General features: G+C 46.5%; 21 protein-coding genes. 8 read left to right on the top strand and 13 right to left on the bottom strand.

What is annotated here, in order from left to right:
* Positions 1-5: 5 nt before the first annotated feature.
* A complete protein-coding gene (locus tag ACOQOZ_RS19165; protein WP_420589756.1) occupies positions 6-1,322 on the bottom strand; it encodes an ammonium transporter in 1,317 nt (438 codons plus the stop codon).
* A 227-nt stretch (positions 1,323-1,549) separates the two neighbouring features.
* Here ACOQOZ_RS19165 and ACOQOZ_RS19160 point away from each other — a divergent pair, with 227 nt between their 5' ends.
* Together ACOQOZ_RS19160 and ppnN are read left to right on the top strand one after the other, a co-directional pair.
* Positions 1,550-2,131, top strand: coding sequence for an HPP family protein (locus ACOQOZ_RS19160; protein ID WP_420589755.1), 582 nt, complete (start codon positions 1,550-1,552; stop codon positions 2,129-2,131).
* A gap of 60 nt (positions 2,132-2,191) precedes the next feature.
* Positions 2,192-3,553 carry a nucleotide 5'-monophosphate nucleosidase PpnN gene (ppnN, locus tag ACOQOZ_RS19155; RefSeq protein WP_420589754.1) on the top strand — a complete coding sequence of 454 codons (1,362 nt, stop codon included), beginning with the start codon at positions 2,192-2,194 and terminating at the stop codon, positions 3,551-3,553.
* A 22-nt stretch (positions 3,554-3,575) separates the two neighbouring features.
* Here ppnN and ACOQOZ_RS19150 read toward each other — a convergent pair whose 3' ends face one another.
* On the bottom strand, positions 3,576-4,046 hold the full coding sequence (locus ACOQOZ_RS19150; RefSeq protein ID WP_420589753.1) for an Lrp/AsnC family transcriptional regulator: 471 nt from the start codon (positions 4,044-4,046) through the stop codon (positions 3,576-3,578).
* Positions 4,047-4,095: 49 nt separating this feature from the next.
* Positions 4,096-5,466: an aspartate aminotransferase family protein gene (locus tag ACOQOZ_RS19145; RefSeq protein ID WP_420589752.1), complete on the bottom strand. Its 1,371-nt coding sequence runs from the start codon at positions 5,464-5,466 to the stop codon at positions 4,096-4,098.
* 176 nt (positions 5,467-5,642) lie between these two features.
* Here ACOQOZ_RS19145 and ACOQOZ_RS19140 point away from each other — a divergent pair, with 176 nt between their 5' ends.
* From ACOQOZ_RS19140 to ACOQOZ_RS19125, 4 genes are read left to right on the top strand one after another with little or no spacing between them, the layout of a single operon-like run.
* Entirely contained in the window at positions 5,643-6,959 is a 1,317-nt protein-coding gene (locus ACOQOZ_RS19140; protein ID WP_420589751.1) for a hydrolase, read from the top strand.
* Positions 6,953-7,978 carry an arginine N-succinyltransferase gene (locus ACOQOZ_RS19135; RefSeq protein ID WP_420589750.1) on the top strand — a complete coding sequence of 342 codons (1,026 nt, stop codon included), beginning with the start codon at positions 6,953-6,955 and terminating at the stop codon, positions 7,976-7,978. The genes ACOQOZ_RS19140 and ACOQOZ_RS19135 overlap by 7 nt, the downstream gene beginning before the upstream one ends.
* Positions 7,965-9,446, top strand: a complete 1,482-nt coding sequence (locus ACOQOZ_RS19130) for a succinylglutamate-semialdehyde dehydrogenase (protein WP_420589749.1) — start codon at positions 7,965-7,967, stop codon at positions 9,444-9,446. The genes ACOQOZ_RS19135 and ACOQOZ_RS19130 overlap by 14 nt, the downstream gene beginning before the upstream one ends.
* On the top strand, positions 9,443-10,732 hold the full coding sequence (locus ACOQOZ_RS19125; RefSeq protein ID WP_420589748.1) for an N-succinylarginine dihydrolase: 1,290 nt from the start codon (positions 9,443-9,445) through the stop codon (positions 10,730-10,732). Before ACOQOZ_RS19130 ends, ACOQOZ_RS19125 begins: the two co-directional genes overlap by 4 nt.
* On the opposite strand, the gene ACOQOZ_RS19120 is transcribed toward ACOQOZ_RS19125, so the two are convergent.
* From ACOQOZ_RS19120 to ACOQOZ_RS19085, 8 genes are all read right to left on the bottom strand, one after another.
* Positions 10,720-11,406: a manganese efflux pump gene (locus ACOQOZ_RS19120; RefSeq protein ID WP_420589747.1), complete on the bottom strand. Its 687-nt coding sequence runs from the start codon at positions 11,404-11,406 to the stop codon at positions 10,720-10,722. The genes ACOQOZ_RS19125 and ACOQOZ_RS19120 overlap by 13 nt on opposite strands.
* 2 nt (positions 11,407-11,408) lie before the next feature.
* Positions 11,409-13,043 carry a hypothetical protein gene (locus tag ACOQOZ_RS19115; protein WP_420589746.1) on the bottom strand — a complete coding sequence of 545 codons (1,635 nt, stop codon included), beginning with the start codon at positions 13,041-13,043 and terminating at the stop codon, positions 11,409-11,411.
* 149 nt (positions 13,044-13,192) lie between these two features.
* Positions 13,193-15,055 (bottom strand): alkaline phosphatase PhoX, encoded by a 1,863-nt coding sequence (locus ACOQOZ_RS19110; protein WP_420589745.1) that lies wholly within the window; start codon positions 15,053-15,055, stop codon positions 13,193-13,195.
* A 127-nt stretch (positions 15,056-15,182) separates the two neighbouring features.
* Positions 15,183-15,857 carry an OmpA/MotB family protein gene (locus tag ACOQOZ_RS19105; RefSeq protein ID WP_420589744.1) on the bottom strand — a complete coding sequence of 225 codons (675 nt, stop codon included), beginning with the start codon at positions 15,855-15,857 and terminating at the stop codon, positions 15,183-15,185.
* Positions 15,857-16,654 carry a motility protein A gene (locus ACOQOZ_RS19100; RefSeq protein ID WP_420589743.1) on the bottom strand — a complete coding sequence of 266 codons (798 nt, stop codon included), beginning with the start codon at positions 16,652-16,654 and terminating at the stop codon, positions 15,857-15,859. Before ACOQOZ_RS19100 ends, ACOQOZ_RS19105 begins: the two co-directional genes overlap by 1 nt.
* 18 nt (positions 16,655-16,672) lie before the next feature.
* Positions 16,673-18,652: a FliG C-terminal domain-containing protein gene (locus ACOQOZ_RS19095; protein WP_420589742.1), complete on the bottom strand. Its 1,980-nt coding sequence runs from the start codon at positions 18,650-18,652 to the stop codon at positions 16,673-16,675.
* A gap of 12 nt (positions 18,653-18,664) precedes the next feature.
* On the bottom strand, positions 18,665-19,345 hold the full coding sequence (locus ACOQOZ_RS19090; RefSeq protein ID WP_420589741.1) for a tetratricopeptide repeat protein: 681 nt from the start codon (positions 19,343-19,345) through the stop codon (positions 18,665-18,667).
* 9 nt (positions 19,346-19,354) lie between these two features.
* Positions 19,355-20,407: a hypothetical protein gene (locus ACOQOZ_RS19085; RefSeq protein ID WP_420589740.1), complete on the bottom strand. Its 1,053-nt coding sequence runs from the start codon at positions 20,405-20,407 to the stop codon at positions 19,355-19,357.
* 113 nt (positions 20,408-20,520) lie between these two features.
* Between ACOQOZ_RS19085 and ACOQOZ_RS19080 the strand changes: the two genes are divergently transcribed.
* Positions 20,521-20,847, top strand: a complete 327-nt coding sequence (locus ACOQOZ_RS19080; protein WP_420589739.1) for a hypothetical protein — start codon at positions 20,521-20,523, stop codon at positions 20,845-20,847.
* A gap of 89 nt (positions 20,848-20,936) precedes the next feature.
* On the opposite strand, the gene ACOQOZ_RS19075 is transcribed toward ACOQOZ_RS19080, so the two are convergent.
* Both ACOQOZ_RS19075 and ACOQOZ_RS19070 read right to left on the bottom strand, forming a co-directional pair.
* Complete coding sequence (locus tag ACOQOZ_RS19075; RefSeq protein WP_420589738.1) at positions 20,937-22,448, bottom strand: fumarate hydratase; 1,512 nt, start codon at positions 22,446-22,448, stop codon at positions 20,937-20,939.
* 127 nt (positions 22,449-22,575) lie between these two features.
* A complete protein-coding gene (locus tag ACOQOZ_RS19070; protein ID WP_420589737.1) occupies positions 22,576-23,301 on the bottom strand; it encodes a DUF2846 domain-containing protein in 726 nt (241 codons plus the stop codon).
* Between the two features lie 190 nt (positions 23,302-23,491).
* On the opposite strand from ACOQOZ_RS19070, the gene ACOQOZ_RS19065 reads away from it, so the two are divergent.
* Entirely contained in the window at positions 23,492-24,010 is a 519-nt protein-coding gene (locus tag ACOQOZ_RS19065) for a hypothetical protein (RefSeq protein WP_420589736.1), read from the top strand.
* Positions 24,011-24,020: the final 10 nt, after the last annotated feature.

Raw genomic sequence — 24,020 nt, 5'->3', positions numbered from 1 at the left:
CCCGCTTAACTTTTCTTCTGATAGGTCACATGCTGATGAAATTCCGGATAACCAATCTCATCATGTTCTGTGTAATCCAGGCCCTGCTGTTCATGCTGAGTTGACGCACGCAACCCAACCAACCGATCGATCACAAAAAACAGCAATAGTGCAACCGGGAAAGCCCAGAGAAATGCGGACAATATGCCAACTAACTGCACCACAATTTGCGACAGGTTAAACAAATCTCCTTCTACGAATAAACCTGCAGCTAACGTTCCCCAGGCTCCGGCAAAGCCATGCACGGGAATTGCACCAACCACATCATCGAGTTTGCGTCGCTCCATCCAGGCCGTGCCATACACTGACACTGCGCCAGCAATCAGTCCGGTAAATGCGGCAAATTCAACCGACATCGTGGCGCAACCAGCGGTAATGCCTACCAGTCCGGCCAGACTGCCATTAATGGTTGCCGTTAATAACACCGGTCTGCGGCTAATACGGGAATACAACAAAGCCCCAACTGCACCCGCGGCGGCAGCCAGTTGAGTATTCAGGATAATTTTGCCGACATTAGCGCTGGCTGCTAACGTACTGCCACCGTTAAAGCCAAACCACCCCAGCCATAAAATAAAACCACCTAAGGCTACCAGCGATAAGTTATGCCCGGGAATTTCCCGGACGCTGCCATCATCCGGGGAAAATCGCCCGGTACGTGACCCCACTACAATAATGCCCGCTAAAGCACACCAGGCACCAACCGAGTGAACTACAGTAGAACCGGCGAAATCAATAAAACCGAGTTCTGCCAACCAACCGGAGCCGCCATATAAACCACCCCATACCCAACTGCCAAACACCGGATAAATAACGGCAATAATCCCACATGCAGCAATTAAATAAGCATCGTATTTTGTTCGTTCCGCCATTGCGCCACTACAAATGGTAACGGCTGTGGCAGCAAACATGGTCTGAAACAATAAAATTGTGTAATCCCAGCTTTCTCCATTATTCATCGCAAAGTGACTGGCACCAATAAAACCGGAATTGTTTTCGCCAAACATTACGCCATAACCAACCAGCCAGAATAATAAGCTGCCAAGACAAACATCCATGTAGTTTTTCATCATCACATTAACGGCATTTTTAGAACGAGACATACCGCTCTCTAACAAAGCAAAACCGGCCTGCATAAAGAAAACCAGAGCAGCAGCAATAACCACCCACATGGTATTTAAATTCAGTTCCAGCACCTGCATTACTGAATTTTCACTGGCATTGGCCGATACACTGAATAACGACACAAATAATGCTCCGGAAACTTTTTTGTCAATCGATGACATATCCGTACTCCCAATGAATAATTGTTTGAGTTCAGCAACAGATATGCCAGAAAAGATACGCATTGAAATACGCAATTATTTCAGCCGTTATCACCTTCGTTTGACATTTTTGGGCACTTAAATCTTATTCCGGCACCAAATAAGATCACATTCAAAATCAGGTCTGCGTTATTTTTGTGCAGCCCGCCCTCTCACGGTATTATTTGGTAACAATACAGGAGGTCAGGATGGCTTTAGTGGTATATGACATGGGCAAACGGATCGAAACACCGATGCGCCCGGAAAAAAACCGCATCAACCCAACCGTTGCCAGCCAGGCAATCACTCCGGTCGCCGATCAGAATGCTGATTACGGCGATCAGGCCGCTGCCTATCAACAGCAGCAGCCACAGCATCAACCGCAGCCGGTGGCCTATGTCAGCGACATAATGCAAACTCCGGTGCGCTGGATCAGTTCCGGCGCCAATGTTGGTGAAGCCTGGCGCCTGATTCAGCAGAGTAACTTCCATCATATCCCGGTGGTCGACTCCGAACTGAAAATTAGTGCAATATTCTCACAACAGGATATCGTCAAACATTGCGCTAACGGGCCGATTGACTGGCAGAAAAACATCCTCGACTTCGCCAGCCGACCGGTATTGTGTATCGCGGCAGACGCTGATATCCGCCAATGCGCCCGAAGCATGCTCGATTACGACATCGGCGCAATGCCGGTGGTAAATCAGGATCATATCCTCAGCGGCATCATTACCCGCAGCGATATTCTCAGAGTGATAAGCCATTATGGGCCGATGGAACTCTGGGCCTGATCAGCGCATCAAACAACTATGGGTCGTCTACGCTTTAAAGACTCTAATAAGGAATTATCTATGGCACGAAACATCGAAGTCATTCATCCGAAAACGCACCTCAGAGTGCTGTCTCGTTACGAAATTCAACAACTGAAAGATTTCAGCGCTCCTACCCACGAATTACTGCGCCGTTGCTGCTATGCCGTTCTCAGTGCTGGCAGCCAGAACGATGATTACCTCGACCTGGAAAGTGAATTCAAAGACTTTAATATCGAAGTAGCTCAGGAAGAACGTGGCATTGTACTGAACCTGACATCACCACCGGAAAGCGCATTTGTTGATGACGAAATTATCCGCGGTGTTCGCGAGCAACTGTTTTCCGTTCTGCGGGACGTGTTGTACGCACAGGATTCCATCATCAAAGCACATCGCTACGATTTAAGCCGCGGTGAAGATATCAGCAACGCCATTTTTCATTTACTTCGCAATGCTGAAGTATTAAAACCAGATCGAGAAGCCAATCTGGTAATTTGCTGGGGTGGTCATTCTATTCCGCGCCACGAGTATCAATACACAAAGGATGTTGGTTATCAGCTTGGTCTGCGCAGCCTGGATATTGGCACTGGCTGTGGCCCTGGGGCGATGAAAGGTCCGATGAAAGGCGCGGCGATTGGCCATGCGAAACAACATATCTGTGATGGCCGTTATATCGGCATAACAGAACCCGGAATTATTGCCACCGAAGCACCCAATCCAATAGTCAACGAGCTGGTTATTTTACCGGACATTGAGAAACGTCTTGAAGCCTTTGTCCGTCTTGCCCATGGCATTGTTATTTTCCCTGGAGGTCCGGGAACGGCTGAAGAACTGCTGTATTTATTGGGTGTGCTATCTCATCCGGCCAACCAGAACGCTCCTTTCCCACTGGTAATCACCGGCCCTGCGGAAGCAGAACCTTACCTGAGAGATATCGATCAGTTTATTGGTGATACCCTGGGTAAAGAAGCACAGCAGCGTTATGAAATAATTATTGATGATGCAGAAGCTGTGGCTCGCTACATGTCACAAGGCACACAAAAAGTCCGCGATTACCGCAGCCTGATCGAGGATGCATTTTTCTTTAATTGGTCGCTGACCATTGCAGATGACTTCCAGCAACCGTTTGATCCAACTCACGACAACATGGCCGAGCTGGAGCTGAGCCAATCTCTACCTCAACATAAACTGGCCGCTAATTTACGCCGGGCTTTTTCCGGAATTGTTGCTGGTAATGTAAAAGAAAAAGGCATTAAACGCGTGCAGCAGCACGGTCCTTATCAGATCCGGGGGGATGAAAATATTCTTGCGGGTATGGATAAACTATTGTCGGCGATGGTTGCCCACGGAAGAATGAAAATTCAGGGGGAATACACTCCTTGTTATCGCATCGTCAACGAATGACGGTTGAACAGAAAATAACAAGTCACAGTGAAGGCAGAATAAAGCCCTGAAATCGCTTGCTCTGCTTCAACACAACGTGAGTATTTATCTGACCAATGTCCGGGCAATAATGAAGCAGTTCATTGGTCAGATCCATATACCGACTCATCTGTGCACAGGCAAAGCGCACAATAAAATCGCAACCACCACTGACGGTATAGGCTTCTAACACTTCCGGCATTTGCTCCAGCTGCTTTTCCACCGAAGCAAAGGATTCCGGTGCATGACAGCTCATCGATATCGTTGCCAGACACTGTACCGGTGCCGCCAGCTTATCGATATTAACAATACCCTGAATGCCAAGCAGCCAGTCTTCGTCCAATAACCTCTGGAGGCGTTGATGACAGGCGCTGGTCGACAAATTAACCTGTTCTGCCAGATCTTTATTGCTGATTCGTCCATTGTCCTGCAATAACGCCAGTATCCTGAGATCAATGCGATCAAGTGATTTCATACACACCGTCCGCCACAGTTATTGTTGTAACTATAGCAGGCTTCCGCGACTACCCGGTGACCACCTTAATGGCATGAGCCATCACATCAACAATACGCTGTAGCTGCTCACGGCTGATGATCAGTGGAGGTGATAAAGCCAGACTGCCAACCCCCGGCAGTGGCCGCGCGATAACACCGGATTTACGCATTTCGGCCACCACTTTAGCGGGCCACTTTATCGCCGGATCAGGAAGTTCAGCCCGCTGCTTATCAACCACTAACTGAACACCGGCGAGTAACCCGAGCCCTCTGACCTCACCAACATGATCGGACAACATCAGTTGCTCTCTGATCACTTGTTGAAACCAGCGGCCGTTATCATCGGCTTTTTTAATCAGCTGCTCATTTTCAAGAATCTGAATATTTGCTAACGCCACAGCAGCCCCTACCGGATGGCCTGAATAAGTATATCCATGGGAAAAAGCGCCTAACTTATCTGAACCCTGAACCAGAACCTGCCAGATCTCATCACTGATAAGCGACGCTGACATCGGAAAATAGCCACTACTCAAGCCTTTGGCACAACTGAGCATATCGGCCTCAATGTCGAAGTATTCACTGGCAAACCAATGCCCTGTGCGTCCAAAAGCACACACCACTTCGTCAACAATTAAAAGAATGTCATTTTGCTTCAGTAACGGCTGGAGCTTTTTAAAATAGTCTTTAGGCGGTGGAATCACTCCGCCCGCGCCCATAATAGGTTCAGCAATAAATGCGGCAATATTCTCAGCGCCTTCCTGCTCAATAGTCGTTTTAATTTCATCTATTAATCGCTGACAAAACTGCGCTTCGGTCTCCCCTTTAAGACCCCGCGTATAAAAATGAGGACATTCAACCCGTAATACAAAATCCAACGGTAATGGATAATAATTATGAAAACTGGGAAGCCCGGTCAGGCTGGATGTACTGACTGATGTACCATGATAAGCCTGCTGACGAGCGATGACTTTTTTCTTCGAAGGCTGTTGTTTTAAAGCAAAATAATGCCAGGCAATTTTTATCAGAGAGTCGTTGGCATCACTTCCTCCGCTGCCAAAAAATACCTTTGATAATGGTTCCGGCGTCAGATCGACCAGCTTCTTAGCCAACGCCCCCTGCCATGGATTCGTAGCATTACTGAAGCTGTGGTAATAAGACAGCTGCAGCGAAGCCTCTTTCATCACCTGAGCCAATTCATAGCGACCATAACCAACGTTGACGCACCATAAACCGGCAACACCGTCCAATAGCTGATTACCCTGCTCATCGGTAACCTCACAACCCTGTGCTGCAGCAATCAACCCCGGACCATCCGCAATCAGCTGACTGATCGACGATGCAGGGTGCAGCAAATACTCCGCTTCCTGTCGGGCACATTCAGACCAATAATTTGCCGTCATAGACACGCTCCTGACGCAGAATGAAAACGCGTACTTTTACCCTACCCCAGAGCCCGCCTGATTTTATTCGGATTATCATCATAAGTTACGCAGAAAATCCGGTGCCGCCTGGGTGATACTGGAGAGAGTTAATTCTTAGCTGATGGTAAATGCTTCCGGCATAGGCGGTGGGAGGTATGATGAAAACACCTGAAGACACACCAGCATTACGCATTCCGATTAAAACGCCCGTCGAAGACTTTTCATTGGGTGAATATCTGTGGAGCCGCTGCCAAACCGCGCAACAAACCATGCTCGACCGGACAATAGAATTATGCGAAATAAATTCCGGTAGTTTTAATAATCAAGGGATATCAGAAATTCAGCAAAAGTTGAAATCATTATTTCAACCGATAGCAGACAGTTATCAGACCATTGACCTGCCCGACTCCGAGTTAGTTGATGACGAAGGCAAAACTCAGACATACGCGTTACGCCCAATGCAGGTATTCCGTTTTAACCCTGAAGCCGAATGCCAGTTACTGCTTACCGGGCACAGCGACACTGTTTTTCCCACTGAGTCTTCGTTTCAATGCTGTAGCATCAAACAAAACCACCTCCATGGCCCTGGAACCGCTGATATGAAAGGTGGGCTGATGGTGATGCTACAGTCATTGTTATTATTGCGGGAAATTCTCGCCGACACCTTCACATCAGAATGTCCTCTTGGATTTACAGTAGCAATATCACCAGATGAAGAAACGGGGTCACTGGGATCGGCTGAGACATTAACCAATCTGGCACGCCAGGCCGATTTTGGCCTGACGTTTGAACCCGCTTTAAGTAATGGCATGTTAGCCGGGGCACGCAAAGGCAGCGGCAATTTTACACTCTGTGCATATGGAAAAAGTGTTCATGCTGGCAGAGATTTTTTCTCCGGCCACAACGCCTGCCTCGCCATCGCAACTGTTTGCAGCGAACTGGCCGCATTAAGTGATGAAGAAAACGGAATCACCTTGAACATCGGAAAGATCAGTGGCGGCGGCGCGGTGAATGTTGTGCCGGATTTCGCACAGTGTCGATTTAATGCCCGTTTTCAACATCAACACCAGCAAGTGACAATAGAGCAAAAATTCAGAGAAATTATTTGTCGGGTCGAGCAGCAAAGTCACTGCAAACTCAGACTATCAGGGCAATTCAGCCGTCCGGTAAAAGTCATGAGCCAGCAGCAGAGTCAGATGTATCAACTACTGAGACACTGCGGTGAAAAACTGAATATTCCCATTAAATGGCAGGCAACCGGTGGCTGCTGCGAAGGTAATAACCTCGCAGCTGCCGGACTTTTAAATATCGATACTTTGGGAGTCCGGGGTTCTGGTATCCATAGCGGTCAGGAATACGCATGTATTGATAGTTTTGCCGAACGTAGTGCACTTGTCACCAGCTTTATGCTTCACCTGCTGCAGCAAAAATCGGGATCATTGAACTCAGAGATGGAGCGACTGTTATGCTGATTGTACGCCCCGTTAAACATTCAGATATCGATGATTTACTGTTGCTTGCTGTTAAGGCAGGCCCTGGAATGACATCCTTCCCGGCAGACCGGTATTTGCTCGAACGTAATATCGAAACGTCAATAAACAGTTTCAGCCATGAAGGCTATGATCCTCACGACTTTTTCTGGCTTGGGCTGGAAGATACTGATAAAAACAAAGTGGTTGGCTGTGCCGCGATTTTTACAACAACCGGCAGCCGTCAGGCCTTTTACTCATATCGATTGATTTCATTAAGCCACCATTCCCATGCGCTGGAAAAACAGTTGCGCGTCGACATGCTGCAACTGACAAACGACTACACCGATTGCTCAGAGGTCGGAACACTGTTTGTTGACCCGGAATACCGTGGTAATGGCCATTGGCTGGCACGTTGTCGTTACCTGCTGATGGGGGCCTACCCAGAGCGCTTTAACAGCCATGTGATTGCTGAACTCAGGGGACGCGTTGATAAAAATGGCTACTGTCCATTCTGGCAAGGCCTTGGCCGACACTTCTTTCAGATGGATTTTACTGAAGCAGACCGTTTATGCGCTGAAGGTTCAAATCAGTTTATTACCGAATTAATGCCACGCCAGCCGATATACACCTGTTTACTGCCGGAAGAAACCCGTAATGCCATAGGCAAGCCTAATGATGCCGGTATTCGCGCTCAAGAACTGTTACACCAGGAAGGATTTCAGTTTGAACAAGTCATAGATATTTTCGATGGTGGCCCGCTGTTGCGCTGTAAGGTATCAGAGCTTAACAGTGTGAGAAGTATTCGTCGCACAACACTATCGCAACTTGATCAGTGCAATCCATCAATAATCAGTAATGGAAGCTTCTCCGGCTTTCGTGCCACCCTCAGTAGCCAACAGACTGATGATTCAGAACCGCATAAAGAGCTATACAGCCATCTGAATTTAATGCCAGAAAACGAAGTTGTGGCTATTCCCCGAACGTGTCAGCAGACGGGAGAAAAAAATGAATATATCTGATAAAGGTTTATTTATTAATGGCAATTGGCTAAATGGAGAAGGCCCTGTTCTTACCTCTTCAAACCCATCCAGTGGTGAAGTTATCTGGCAGAAGAATCAAGCTGCAAAGCATCAGGTTGAACAGGCTTTTGTAGCAGCCAGTAGCTACGTCGGTCGCTGGAGAAATATCGGTCTTACAGAACGTATCTTGATTATTCAGACCTTTACTCAGTTGCTGAGAGATAATCAAGAATCGTTGGCGACATTATTATCGAAGGAAAATGGTAAACCGCTGTGGGAAGCCCGAACAGAAATCGCAGCCTGTATCAATAAAACAGACATCAGTATCTCAGCCCAGCAAAACCGTTGCGCCGATACCAACAAGAATCCATATAGATTGGTTCACCAGCCACTTGGTGTGGTGGTGGTAATTTCTCCCTATAACTTCCCATTTCACCTGGCCAATGGCCATATTGTTCCTGCTTTATTGGCAGGCAACTGCATTTTGTTAAAACCAAGTGAGCATACCCCAGCCTGCGCTGAATTTATGGTTCAACTCTGGCATCAGGCCGGCCTTCCTGCCGGGGTAATAAATTTATTGCCTGGAGGCTCTGAGGTATCAGAGGCCTTATTATTACAGCCCGTAAATGCCGTGTTGTTTACCGGGTCTTCACAGACTGGCCGGATAATACACAAAGCCTTAGCCGGAAGGCCGGAAGTTTTATTGGCCCTGGAAATGGGTGGCAATAACCCGCTGATTGTCGATGCTTATGATAAACCATATTCAGATAATGAAAGAAATCAAATCAGCGACCTGATTATACGCAGCGCGTTTATCAGCAGTGGCCAGCGTTGTACCTGCAGTCGTCGACTTATCATCATTGATAACCAAGAAAACAGAGAGTTACTTAACAACTTGGTTTTACGTTGCCAAAAGCTTCGGGTATCAACAACCGATGGAAAAGAATGCCAGAGCTTTATTGGCCCGCTGATTTCCCCACACGCAGCAAATAAAGTCAGACAGCAATATCAACACCTTGAGTCTCTGGGAGGTAAAAAACTGCTTGAGCCACAAGATTTAGAACCAGACACACTGGTCTCTCCGGCAGTTATCGACATGTCTTCAGTTCCGCAATCAATAATTCCGGACGAGGAAATATTCGGACCTGTGTTACAGGTGTTTTGGGTAGATGACATCAATCAGGCAATCCAGCACGCTAATGCAACGCAGTATGGTCTGGCTGCGGGTTTGGTCTCACAAAATATTGTTCATCAACAACAGTTCCAGCAACATATCAACGCTGGCTTCTTCACAATAAATAAACCCACAACGGGAGCTCCCAGCACGCTGCCGTTTGGAGGAACCGGGGTCAGCGGCAATCATCGTCCCAGTGCTTATTATGCAGCAGATTACTGTGCATGGCCGCAAGCCTCTGCTTTAGCAGAAGCCATTGAAGATTCCGTGAAAATCAGCCAGGTGGATTTATGATTGAAGTGAACTTTGATGGGTTAATTGGCCCCAGCCATAATTATGCTGGTTTAGCCATTGGTAATGTTGCCAGCCAACAGCATGCACAGCAAATATCTTATCCCAAAAAAGCAGCGCTTGAAGGGTTAAGCAAGATGCAGTGGATGATTGAATCCGGTTTTATCCAGGGAATCTTTCCTCCTCATTTTTGCCCTCGTATTGAGCTGCTTCATCAGCTGGGTTATTACGGTAATCTGTCGGAACAGTTAAAGCAAGCGAGTGAAATTCCGGGATTATTAGCACGCTTGTATTCGGCATCAGCCATGTGGGCTGCGAATGCTGCTACCGTCACACCATCCTGTGACACTCTGGATAATAAATTACACATTACCGTAGCTAACTTGCAATCCAATGATCACCGAAAACTGGAAGCCGAACAAACAGCTAGAATGCTGTCAACGATATTTTCAAACAATGCTCACTTCACGATTCATCAAGCGCTACCAGAACTGAGGATTTTTTCAGATGAAGGAGCGGCAAATCATAACCGGCTGTACGATAAACATAACTATGTGCAATTATTTTGTTATGGAAAAAATTCAGCGGAACAGGTCTACCCGGGCCGACAAAGCCTGGGGGCCAGCCAGTCCATTGCCCGGATTCACCAGGTACCAGTAACCCATCAGGTATTTATTCAGCAGAGTACCGAAGCAATTAATGCCGGAGCCTTCCATAATGATGTTGTTGCCGTGGCTAATGCCAATGTACTCTTCTTCCATGAAAAAGCCTATGAGCCCGAATCACAAAAACTGGCGTTCGAGAAAATCCGATCGCTGATTGATTTCCAGCCAATAACAGTAACTGAACAACAGGTGCCATTAGAAGAAGCTGTAAACACTTACCTGTTTAACGGCCAACTGTTAAACGATCCAAAGCATAAAAATCTAATGCGGTTGTTATTACCGGTTGAATGTCAGTACAGCGTGAAGGTAAAAACCTATTTAAATACCCTGCTAAATGATTATTCACAACCAATCAGAAAAGCAGACTTCATCGATGTTCGTCAGAGTATGAACAATGGTGGAGGGCCAGCTTGTTTACGTCTGCGTGTTGCATTAACTGCCGAAGAGCTATCACAAGTCGACCAGCGATACCTGCTTGATCTGAATAAGATTGAACAACTTCAGCAGTGTATCAATGCTTTTTACCTCGATTCGATAGAGCCTGAGCAATTAAAAAGTGCTGACTTAGCCGAGCAGTGTCTGCTCGCCAGCCAAAAAGTTCATCAACTTATTCAGGCGTTCTGAGGTTGCTGTAATACGGATGAGGCTGCCATCAGTACCGATGTCATTGCCATAGATAACACAAAAACAGAGGCATCACTGATTTCAGAGCCCAGTGTATAGCGGAATAAGGCCAATAAACCAAAGTAACCAATAACGCTGTATTGCACCCACTGCAGGAATATTAACGGGTTGCCGCGTAAGCGGGCATAGTGGCAAAAAGCACTGGCGAGACGAAATGCCAACATGGCAAAGGCCATCACAACCAGGCCGACCAGTATAAACGAGCTCCAGATCTGCCACTCACTCCAACCAACAATTTGTGCTGACTTAGCAGGTCCGGACCATAAGGCATCCCAGCTTACTGCCAGAATAATACCCGCGGTTACGATCAGATTCTGGTGTTCTGATTCTTCTTCGCTTGCAAACAACTCTTCCCATAAGAACCAGGCAATCAAAGAAAAAGCCAGAACACCAATCAGCGGCGTTAAGGTTGGTAACGTTTGAATGCTGAAGTAAGTCAGTAAATACCCTGCCATAGGAAACAGGGTGTGAGTCAGAGTAACGCCGGCAATCCACAACCACACGATTTTCTGCTGTTTAAGAACCTGTGTACGCAATGCCGTTGCAATTGCTACATCGATTCCGATTCCCAGGCCCATCAGCAAACAAGCCTGAAAAAAACTATCTGATAGCATGGTTATAGACTCTCAGCCAGATCCAGATGTTTATTCCAATCTAGGCGCATATCCCAGTGATGACGATGTGTTTCCTGCAGCGGAGCAACACTATCATCAACATGCTGAAGGACATTGCTTGCTGGCGTTAGCACGGCATCACGACCATAGATGTAACTCTGCTCGTCTACGATGGCTTTATAAGCCTTATTCAATGCCAGCGCCCGCTCTGCAGATGGCATAATCAGCTCATACAGAGATTTCGCTGCTTCAACCTTTGTGCGATTAACAGTTCCATCGCTATTGAACCAACGCTTCAGCATCTCTTTATTCTGACGGAACTCGTCGCCACCACCAACGCGTTGCATATAGGTTAAAAATTCACCTTGCGTTTCACCCATGGTCGGAACATCTTTTATTTTTCTTAAGTCGATATAACCCCAACCCTGCTTCCCTTCTAGCTTACGCGCAAATGAAAAGGTTTGATCAAAGGTTGTGCCGACGGTCTTATGGCAACCGTTGCAGAAAGCCAGTTCTTCACGATTTTGTTGTCTCAGACTGCCATCTTTATCTTCGATATAACCATTAATTACCCAGCCAAAACCATTGCTGATACCTTTATCTCCGGTATACACAGTTACCGGCAATTTTCCGAAATCTTTTTCTTTAGCTTCGCGATAGTAAGATGTCGACAACAGGTTCTTGCGTTTAAATTGAGCTTTACGCATGTAACGTACTTCTTTCATTCTCGGTGCATTAAAGACCTGGCCGTTCTCGTCAACACCTATATAACGCACTGTATGCAAGAACTCTGTTCCTTCTGGATACAGCATCTTTGCCAGCTGGATATTTGAGGCATCACCAAGATAAGTATCACGAATTGTTATCGTGGTAACGTCATCTTTCAGAACACCATCGCCATCGATATCTTCTGCAATACTGTTCTCAGAAACCGGGAGGGTAGATACTTGTTTTATATCTTTTACAGCAATTTCCAGAAGCGCCAGGTTAGCGAAATAAACATCGGAGTTATACACGCCGTCAATCTCGCGAAAAGCTGCAGGCAGGCGAACCATGACATCTCCGGTAGATCCGTTTGTCGGCCAGAAAGTACTCGGGAATGGTTTGTAGTTAAATGCCACCCAATAACTGCCGTCTTTAGCAAGGCCATTTTCATGGAAGGCTTTATCGGGATAAGCCAGATCTTCGATTTTTGCTATCTCACCCTGCCAATCAGAGTCATTCTCAAGCTGACTTATAAACACTGAATAATTGTCTTTATCAACCCAACTACGGATATCATCATCAGATAATGTTTTTATGTATTCGCCTCGGTCAACAAACAAGTTTTTCCAGCTATTCACCATACCTTCATCAGAGAAGTCATAGCTGCCCTGAAGTCCACCATCAGCCATAATATTCGGCCTACCTTCCGACTTTTTGTAGGTTTGGTGGCATGCATAACATGGGTTTTTATTACCATCAGTCTTGGTATAACACTGTGGAGGAATCACTGCTTCCGGGTTATAAGTCTCACCCAGAGCGATGTAATCAGATGCAGGAATACCGGAAGAAGTGGTATTAACATTGCTATCGGCTGCTCCTTGATCGCTACAAGAAGCAAGAAATGAGAATAAAAGAATGCCTCCAAACGACATAAAAAAATACATTATATTCATGACATCAAGCTAATCTATTTCTAATTAATATTCTGTCATTATGATTTTTAAAAGTTTCATTCTTATTAAATACTAATAACAAAAAAGGCCTTACGTTTTACCGCAAGGCCTTTTAAGGAATCTAAATTTTATTTTTTAGGTTCATACATCCAAAGCGTATCATTATCGCGATTACTGCCAGCATCCTCACCAATCAGAATACTACCATTATTCAGAACGATAACGTTGTCAGGGTTTGTAATACCATTCACATCACACTTATCTGCGCCAGATAACTTGGTACGATAAGTAGAACCTGTTAGCACAGGGTCGATACGATTAATGTTGTAGTCAGCAAGAATTTTCGCACGATAAATAGTGCCGCAATCTTTAACACGACTGGATAGGCGGATATCTCCAACTTCATCAATCATGGTTTTATCGGTGTCGGCATTCCCCATATACAGATAAGCAGCTGTTACTTTCTCGTCTGCAATCAAGTCTTCACCAGTAACTGCTTCTTTTACACGCTTATGGTTAATAGAAATCCCTTCCAGTTTGCGCCATTCTGCTGTTGCACCGAGTTGTCGGGCTGCCTGACGAGACTCAATAAACGCTGAACGATCATCCATAGGCTTGCCAGCCGTTACCTTGCCACCGCCATTTTCTACTGTCGGATAAGTATGCCCAGTAGCCGGACGACCCGCTTTCACCCATGCAGCCCAAGCTTCAACATCTTTGACTGTCATATAGCTGGTCTTGCCATCTTCCCACTGATCAGTACCAATGCCATCGAATTCATTGATCCAGGCTTCAATCGTTGCATTATCAGACGATGCCAGAGCAACCCACTCAACGTCGAAACCCGTTGTTGCCGGATCATTCTTATCAGCATCCTGAGTCAATTTAGCACCGTACAAGGTACCTGAACTCAAATCTTCTGCAGTATCGGCAACGAATTTAAACAGAACACCGCCATCATCATCCTGAGATGAGTAAACCGTTTTCGCGTCAGGCATTACTGTTGAGTTTTCATGCTCATAGCGGCCAATGGTGTAATGTTTAACCGGCACAGGAGCTGCTTCGAGAGGTTTGCTGATTTCAACGATATAACCGAAGTCATAAGGGTTAGCAGGCGTATCAGCTAAGTCCCAAACGGCACTGGTACTGCCAGGTTTGTTCCAGTCCGGGTGAGTGGTTGTATCTACTTTTGTGCTGATAACCCACTCTTCTGAAGTCAATGGAGTACCCCATGGAGAAACGGAACCAAAACAGTTAGCACCTGTTCCTTGTACGGCCGCGAAATCAACCATCATCGCATCCAGAACCGTCCATTTGCCATTTTCTTTCTTCAGGTGCATACGGCTCATACCACCCGGGCGATCTTCCCAGTTGGTATACAGGTAACCTTCATTAGTTTTGTTTGGAATTGGCAGGTATGCATTGAAGTCTGGCATATCGGTTTCGGTGACTTCTGCGCTGTTATCCAGTTTGCGAATGCTACCTAACTTGCCTTCTGGCTGTGTGCCGCCATTTTTTGCGGCGTCGCCGTTCTGGCCAAGAATTTTGTATTGACCATATGCGGTCTGTACCAACTGCATTTCTGCACCAATAGGAACTGGCAGGTTAATTTTATCTGCAGGAATTTCGTTGAAGCTAAAGCCTTCGATAACGCCTACCGTACCTTTGTTATACGGCGTTGCATTACCATCCGTTTCGACGTTCGCACTTGATGGGTGCTGTGCGTTGAAGAATAAATCACCATTTTCCGTCATAAACATGCCGGTTACTTCAGCACCGGTTGGGACGGTTGCAATACGAGTTAAACGGCCAGTTACAGACGCATCATCCCCTTTGTCTCCCTTGTCACCAGGTGAGCCCGGAGCACCTGCCTGACCTGCTGTGCCAGTAGCACCATTGTCGCCATCTTCTGAACCACAAGCCACCAGAGCGCTGGCCGCCATAGCAATCATCAGCGCTTTATATAAGCCACTTTTGTTAAATTCCATCATCGTTCTCTCTCAGGAGCTAAGCTTTAATTCGGAGCCAGCAGGCTAAGAGAGAAAAGTGACAATAACGAGACACGAATATTTCAGAAATGTAGCAGTTATATTTCCACGAAAATATTATGCTGCTGATTCAGTAACGTCGAACAAATACCACAACCCGACGATTCGCGGGACGAAGCTGTTCAGCAGTGAGGTTTTCGGAGTTTTCCTTAGGGCGACTATCTGCAAAGCCGGAAGCTTTTAAGCGTTCTTTTTCCAATCCCTGCGACAAAAGATACTTTACGACATTGGTCGCACGAGCCGACGATAGCTCCCAGTTGGAAGGAAATTTTTCTGTCGATATAGGCAAATCATCGGTGTGCCCTTCGACTTCAATCATATGACTGGAGTGACTGGTATTGCGAATAACCCGACTCACTTCCTCAAGCAGAGGCAGCGCGTCGGTCTTGATGTCCGCCGAGCCAGAATCGTACAAAGCAACGTTAGCAAACTCGACTTTCACTCCCTTGTTATCGAGCACTACTGATAACTGATCCTGAAGGCCTTGCTTTGCAATATATTCATCAAGGCCCTTCTTAATATCAGTGAAGGGAGTAGGCTTATCTTCATTAGTGATAACTTCAGATAAACCTTCTTTCAAAGCCTCAACCTTACCCTGATTAAGATCACTGACGGCCAGGATCATGACAAAAAAAGCCAACAATAAGGTAATTGCATCCGAATAAGTCACCAGCCACGAACTGGCTGAATCATCAAAGTTTGGCCGACGACGGCGCAGCCCTCTTGATTTAACCGACTCCTGCATCAGAAGTCCTCAACAACCGGACGTAAACGTGATGTTGGATGCAGGTAGGCATTCAAACGATCCTGAATAAACATTGGATCACGTTTTTCAGCAAGCAATACAAAGCCTTCTGTAACCAGCTGATTGCGGAAATACCAGGTTTCCTGTTTTTCTGTCACCTGATTGGCCGCAGGCTTAAAGAACAAGTTTGATAACACAACGCCGTAGAGAGTTGTAATCAATGCCAGCGCCAGACCTTTCCCCAGTGCCGCCATATCACCGTTCATATTATCAAGCATAATAATCAGGCCAATTATGGTACCAACCATGCCGAATCCCGGGGCATAAACAGCCATGGTGTTGAGTACTTTTGCCTCCAGTGTATGGCGCTGCCAGGAGGCGTCTGACTCATCGGTTAACATCATACGAATATCGCTGTTTTTATAGCCGCTTCCCATCAATTCAATGCCATTACGAATAAAGTCATCTTTTTGTTCCTTCTCCGTAAGACTGCTTTCCAAAGCGGCAATACCACCTGAGCGATAGACCGTACTCCATTCAACAAAGCGCGCAACCAGTGTGTTCAGATGCTGCTGTGAAGTTGGTGCGTGGAAAAACGTTGCTGCCATACAACGCACTGCAATCAACACATCTTTGGTGGAATAACTGATTAAAGACGCGGCCACCGTGCTGCCTAAAACCAATGCAAAACTCGATAAGCTAACGAATATCTGATGGTTGTCTGTGCTGCTGGCAACAGCAAACACAAACAAGCTGATACCAGCAATAAAACCAATTAGCGTACTGAATGAAAACATAAACTGCTCTTCTTATCGTTATTCAGATTCAACAACATCTTCACGCGCAGGCGTCGCAATCGGGGCCAGTTCGTCCATAGAAAAACGGCCTTCTTTCAGCAAACTGCGCATTATTGATACAACCTGTTGTCGCGCCGCTTCAACATGGTCAAGCGTTGCTTCACTCTCCTGAATTTTGAGTTCAGCAATCACGGCTGTTCTTAATTTACCAGGCAATGCAGATAACACATGACGTTTAAATTCGGTCGAACAATGACACAACGCCATCGCCATCACATCACGATTCACTTCTCGAAGCTCATTGGTAATTACGCGCTCTGGTGTGCGAACCAAATCAGCAAACGTGAAATACACCTGACGCAAGCGATAGAAGGTTTCTGGCTTTTCTGATTTCAGTGTTTTGAGCAGGCGGGTTTCATCAGCGGTATTCATGTTATCCAACATACGAATCAGTACTGACAGGCCGTCTGCGGTTACATTTTCAAAAGTTGGTGCCGTCAGAGACTGCTTTGCCAGTCGATCCGCGACGTCTTTAAATGCTGCTAAAGGCAAGGTTTCAAACTGTCCTAATTCGTAAGCGACTGCAGCCTGATCTTTGGCTTTGAGGCGTTGAATAATATCCGCCGCACGCTGGGCTTCCAGCTGTGACAATACCAGCGCTTTGATACGAACATCTTCATCTTTAATAAGATAGATTACCTGGGAATCATTAAGCTTCTCCAGGAAAGAAAATGGCTTACTGCTTTCAGGTGTATCACTGTCAATCGCCAATACCATACGCTGATGGAAATCGACCAAGGAGGTTAATACCAATTCCGGTGACCATTCCATCTGCGTATGCAGTTCGTTGATGTGATGCCACTGCTCAGTATCAATAGCAGGCAATAAACTTTTCAGTAGGTTCCCGCCCATAACTTCAAGCATTGCAGCAACTTCTGTATCGCGTTGACTCTGAATAGATTCAGTCACCAGGCGCTGGAACAGCTGAGGTTTCGCTAAACCAACCGAGACCAATTCCTGTCGGGTTTCATTCAGCTTCTGACGTAGCTGCTGCATTTCATCACTATTGCCCGATAGCGGCATAACGGCCGGCATTGCCGATTCAGGCGCAACGGAAGATAGGCTTTCCGACGCTGAGGGAGTTTCTGACTTCCCGGTACGGCGGTAAAACCAGATGATTAACAGTATCGACAGAAGCAGGAACAACAGAACAATCAGGGTCCAGATCCAATCGGCATATTTCGTCAGAAAATCTTCTGCTGGTTCTGCTTCCGGTGTCGCTTCTGACGGTTTGGTATCGATACGGTTAAAATCGGTTCGTACGATGTTCAGGGTATCACCACGTAACTCATTCAACTGAGATTTGCGGGTAATCAGATTTTTCAGGAATTCGATCTGCTCATCTTTTAATTCGCGATCAACAACCAAAGTGATGGTCATCTTTTTAATGCTGTTGCGATACCCCAGCGTTTTTTCTTTTATGGTTTTAATCTTTTTCTGAGCTTCTTGCTTCAGCTTATCTGCATACTGCAATGCTTGTTGACGATCGAATTCAAGTTTTTCGACGATCTCCTGCAATGCCGCGATCTCTTGCTGGTTTTCACGCAGCAAAGGTAACTCATTTACGGGTAATCCTGGCAGTTCCTCCAGATCCGCAGCATCAATGGTTTTTACTTCTGGAGGGCGGACCTGAGTGGTTGTAATAGAAGGTACGGGAGCCTGAGGCAACACGGTTGCAGGAGAGCCTGAATCGCCGCCTTCTTTAACGACGGTACGGGTTTTTTGCAGTACTGCTTCAACCTGAATAATAAACTGGTTATTTCCCAAATATGACTCAATGTCCCGTGCAAGCCGGGCTTCCATTTCATTCTTAAAACGGGCTTCTTCCAATTCGTCTTTTTTGACAGGTACTTCATATTGCTGAGGCTCCGATTCTTCAGAGAAAGCAATATGGGAAAACAAAACCAGATTGAGTAATAACGAAATCAATACTTTCATAGTGAGTCTCCGTTATTGAATACGAGCAAGGCTGGTTTTTACCTGATCCATTTCAGGATCAAGCGACAGAGCCTCTTCCCAGCTGGCTTTCGCTTCAGGAATTAAACCCATCTTGTAATATATACTGCCCTTTAATGCATGCGCCTGAGCAGATGTTGGTAAGCGCTCCAGAGCTGCATTAGTCTCATCCAATGCTTTCCAGTATTCTTTTTTGTAGAACATGGACTGAGCATTCAGGATATGGCGGGTAGTTTGTTCAACAACCTGAGCTTTTTCCTGCTCTAACTCTTTGATACGTTCGGCCATTTGCTGATGATTTTCAGCCGGATCAGGCAGGTCTTCAGCAGTTTCAGACTCTTCGTCAAAGTCAACGGCATCAGACTCAGGCTGCGGTGATTCCTGTACTTCCTTGCCATCAGGTAACGCCATTACAAATTTAACATCACTATCGCCGGCATCCAGTGTCAGCAAAATGTCATAACCCGGACCATAACGATGAATGTGCATCAATCCATGTTGTTTCTTCGCCGCCTGGGCGACTTCTTCTTTTCTTTCTGATTCCTGTGGGGCGTCTTCAGTTTCCGAAACCCAACCAGAATCACCAAAGCCTTTTACAATACGGTTGTTTCTTTCATAGCTGCAACCGGACAAAAATGTCACCAGGCCGATAAATATCACTGTGATTAATTTCATAATAACGCCTTAAAATCTCAGCCCTAATGTCAGGTCATAACCGGTTCCACCAAATTTTCCGCTCTCTTCCAAGGTTGATTCTTTTTTCCATTTCACATCGCGAGTCGGCATTGAAACCATGCCAAAATCAATAAAGCCATCACTGAAAAACGGGAATTCAAAACCAAGGCGAAAAACGAGGCTATTGGCATCATTAAAAAATGACTGACCAAGTCCGAGATAGACCCGGGTATCAATGATGTTATCCAGACTAGGCAGATCAGCGATTATCCGGCCTTCAAGATTGACTCCGGACACATCGAAGTTGTCGCTTTCAGAAAAATTTCGGAAGTGCTCAATTGCTAAAGTGTACTCGAGCTTTTCATCGATGCTGGTTGCTTCGCGACGGCGTAAACCAAACACAGTGACGCCATCCACTTTTTCACTGCCACCGGCAATAACATCACGCTCACCGGTCACTCCCCAACTGCCAATCGTCAGTTCGTAGGTCACCAGGTCAAAACCTTCTTCTTCCTGCTCTCGAGTTGTCTTTTTGGAGTATTCCTTTAACCACAATAAACCGTTGTCACGAGCATCAACCATACGCAGGTTAATGGTGAATTTTTCATCATGAACCGAAGCGTTCCAGAACAAAAAAGCATCGGCACGAACTTTTTTCCCCAAACGGCGAAGCTGCTGGTTAGATTCCGCCGCATGAGCGATTTCCAGCTGTTCACCTCGTAGTTGCACCTGAGTCATTCGGCACTCGATGCACTGGATCAGTTCGAAACGCTCACTGTCCAACACCCGGTGCATCAGTTTATTTTCGATCATCAGATGCACTTGCTTTGGTATTTTTCGGTGTAAACGATCACCATTGTGGTACATGGCAACCCGTTTAATATTGGCATCCAGATCGATCAGCTCTTCAAGCACCAGTGTTTTATCGTCATCCAATAGCTGACTAAAACCGGTATAAAGAGACGACGGTTGCTCATTTAATTTGGGTAGTTGGTCTTCTGCGTGCGCAAAGGCGCTCCATATGCCGACTAACATCACGGCAATGAATTTTAGGGAAGTCATTCAGATTCCTTGGTCCGAAAATTCCTGAGAGATAGAGAAAGCATAGTTCATATTTCAGAAATGAAAGGAACGGCCGATAATAAGAACAATCGGAAATACTCTGGAATTACGGTGTGAAAAACCTGATTTACCTGTTTTTTTTACTGAATACTTGCACAACGATGGCAGCGGATCGCATTAACAACCAGACAATCATCGCGGTGTATCAACTTGATGATGAGGAAGGTGCTGGCTTCGACTTTTTTTCGTCAGAAAAACTTCATAAGTGCGACAAAGAGCCGTCAGGCCGATATCGTTCGTACAGTAACAACGCCGATGTTGCGGCAAGAAATTTTGAGCTGGCGCTGATGGCGTTTGAACAAAAAGGCAGACTCAGCTTCAGGCTTCTGTCTTGCGAAGGTAAAGCGATGCTGGTTGACCAGATTGGTATTCAGAAATAATACCGAGAAACAAAAAAGGCTCCCGAAGGAGCCTCAATTTTTGCGCGACGCAGAATTAATTCTCAGTCACACTTTTACCTCTTTAGCGCTTACACCTCAGTGGCATTAATGCGCTGGAACCACTCTTGTGGGCCGGTCTGGTGAACTGATTCACCTTTGCTATCTACTGCAACCGTTACTGGCATATCAACCAGATCGAACTCGTAGATAGCTTCCATACCCAGATCTTCGAAACCAACAACCTTAGCTTCTTTAATCGCCTGTGATACCAGGTAAGCAGCACCACCAACGGCCATCAGGTAGACCGCTTCGTTATCCTTAATCGCTTCAATTGCAATCGGACCACGCTCGGCTTTACCAATCATACCCAGCAGACCGGTTTCTTCCAGTACGGTGCGAGTAAACTTATCCATACGGGTTGCAGTGGTTGGGCCAGCCGGGCCAACAACTTCTTCGCGAACCGGATCAACCGGGCCCACGTAATAGATAAAGCGTCCTTTCAGATCAACCGGCAACTCTTCACCTTTGGCGATCATATCAACCATACGCTTGTGAGCCGCATCACGGCCAGTCAGCATCTTACCTGACAAGAGCACAGTCTCACCCGGCTGCCATTCTTTAACGTCTTCCGGAGTGACCTCATTCAGGTTTACACGGCGTACGTTTTCACCCACTTCCCAGCTGATTTCCGGCCAGTCTTCCAGGCTTGGCGCTTCCAGCTTAGCCGGGCCAGTACCATCTAAAGTGAAGTGTGTGTGGCGGGTTGCAGCACAGTTAGGAATAATCGCTACCGGCTTATTCGCAGCGTGAGTTGGGAAATCAGCAACTTTTACATCGAGAACGGTTGTCAGACCACCCAGCCCCTGAGCGCCAATGCCCAGCTTATTCACTTTTTCGAACAGCTCTAAACGTAGCTCTTCAGCACGGTTAGAAGCACCACGTGCTTGCAGCTCATGGATATCAATCGGATCCAGCAGAGATTCTTTAGCCACCATCATAGCCTTCTCTGCAGTACCACCAATACCTATACCCAGCATACCTGGAGGACACCAGCCAGCACCCATCTTAGGCACCTGCTCCAGAACCCAGTCAACGATGGAGTCAGATGGGTTCAGCATGGCGAACTTGGTTTTCGCTTCAGAACCACCACCTTTCGCCGCTACATGAACATCAACGGTGTTACCCGGAACAAGTTTCATGTGAATAACAGCTGGCGTGTTGTCTTTGGTGTTAGCACGTTTGCCATCCGGATCAGCCAGAACAGAGGCACGCAGCACGTTATCAGGATGAGTGTAAGCACGACGAACACCTTCGTTCGCCATATCTTCAACACTCATATCACCTTCAAACTTCACATCCATACCAATGGTCAGGAATACGGTTACGATACCGGTATCCTGACAAATTGGACGTTTGCCCATGGCGCACATACGGGAGTTGATCAGAATCTGAGCCATTGCGTCTTTAGCAGCTTTAGATTCTTCTTTCTGATACGCCTCGTGAACAGCGTCGATAAAATCTTTTGGATGGTAATAAGAAATGTACTGCAGCGCGTCAGCCACGCTTTGGATCAGGTCTTCCTGCTTGATCACAGTCGTCATGGAAGGGCTCTCTCTTGTTTTGGCCTGATGAAGCTAACCGCAATCTCAGGCTCTTACGGTTGTAAAAACGCCCACTAAAAAGTGGGCGTTTGAATGCTATCCGTATTGTAACCCATTGAGGTCTGACCTAAAACGGCCACCACTCTTCTTCTTTAGTACGAGGGCGTGCCTTAATTCCGCTCGCTCCCGAAGCTGGAGAAGCTTCATTACTGACCGGTGCTTGCTCTTCATCTTCCAGTGACGCATCAAACACATTTTGCAGATCTTCGTTTGGTTTCACCTCGAGGGCAGCTAACAGTCCACGGCCGCGGTGAATCATCTGTACGTCACGCAATTCCGCCAATGCCCGGCTTGGAGCAACCAATTGCAGCGGACCATCTCCCAAAGGAATTTCTTCTAAATCAGGGTCGATAACCGGCGGATCAATTTCGGAGTAACGTAAGTAATATACTTTTCCGGCTTTGGCTTCGAATGCGATTTCTGCAATTCGCTTGATCTCAAACCACTCAACGCCTTCCAGACCAAAAATACCGCGTCGAACCACAATATCGTATGAGCCTGGCTCCATCTCATACCAGGTATACCCACCACCTTTAATATTGAACAAACGCTCCCCGTTTACATTGAAACTTGGCGTTTCAAGTTCATCCATCGACCACTCTGTAGCGGGACGGTAAACATAGAGTAAAGCCGTATGTTCATAATCCCAGCGGTAGCCAACGGGCTTGAAATCCTGGCCATCCGGAGCTGCGACATAAGAACCGAAGTTATCACCGATAGATTGGTGAATGGTACAGCCGCTGAGGGCTAAGAGTGCAAGTATGCACCAACTAACTGACAATTTTTTTATCATTATTATGGTCCTGCCTAAGGCAAAATCCCGAAAACACTCAACAATACATCAATCTGGCACAATTAGACCGACCGCAGTCTGGTAAAGGCGTACCAAATGGGTTAAAACGAGCCGATGCATTGTACATAAAAAGTACGCGTTGCTATCATGACATAATTACAAAAAATAACAAAAAGCGATAGGGTCATTTATGAATGGCAAAGGGAAAAAGCTGCTACTTGTGACAGCGCTTGGAACAACTGCTGTAGTGAGTCCGTTATTGTATTCTCAACCGGGCAACGAAGCATACTATTCTACCGAAATCGATGATGCCGTCGCTCATGCCAAGCGCAACCCAATCGACAAGCGTTATGTTGGCTCGACCTGGTACAACCGCTCAACCTCGAAAAGCTTCCGCCTCCCGAAAATGCTGAACACCGAGATGGATAACGAGATGATTGAGGGAGCCGTTGGCGCAACGGCGGCTGGCGACGAAAGAGTTGCTGAAATTGATGAATCGGTTATTCAGGTTGACCTGGGACATACCATCGATAACGAAAGTCTCGAAGAGGCCAGGCCAGTTCAGTCAGCTGAAACACCGGTTCAGAAGGTAGATTTGTCAGAAGCAGAAGTGTACATTCCTGTCACCACTTATTCAGGGCAAGGCTTTTCTGGAACAGCAACTGACATCCGCTCAAGCGTTAGCATTAGTGCCGAAGCTCGCCCCTGATATTGTCAGT

Source organism: Bacterioplanoides sp., from assembly GCF_965219715.1.
In the GTDB taxonomy this organism is placed as follows: Bacteria; Pseudomonadota; Gammaproteobacteria; order Pseudomonadales; family Oceanobacteraceae; genus Bacterioplanoides.
This window is presented reverse-complemented; position numbering and strand designations above follow the sequence as displayed.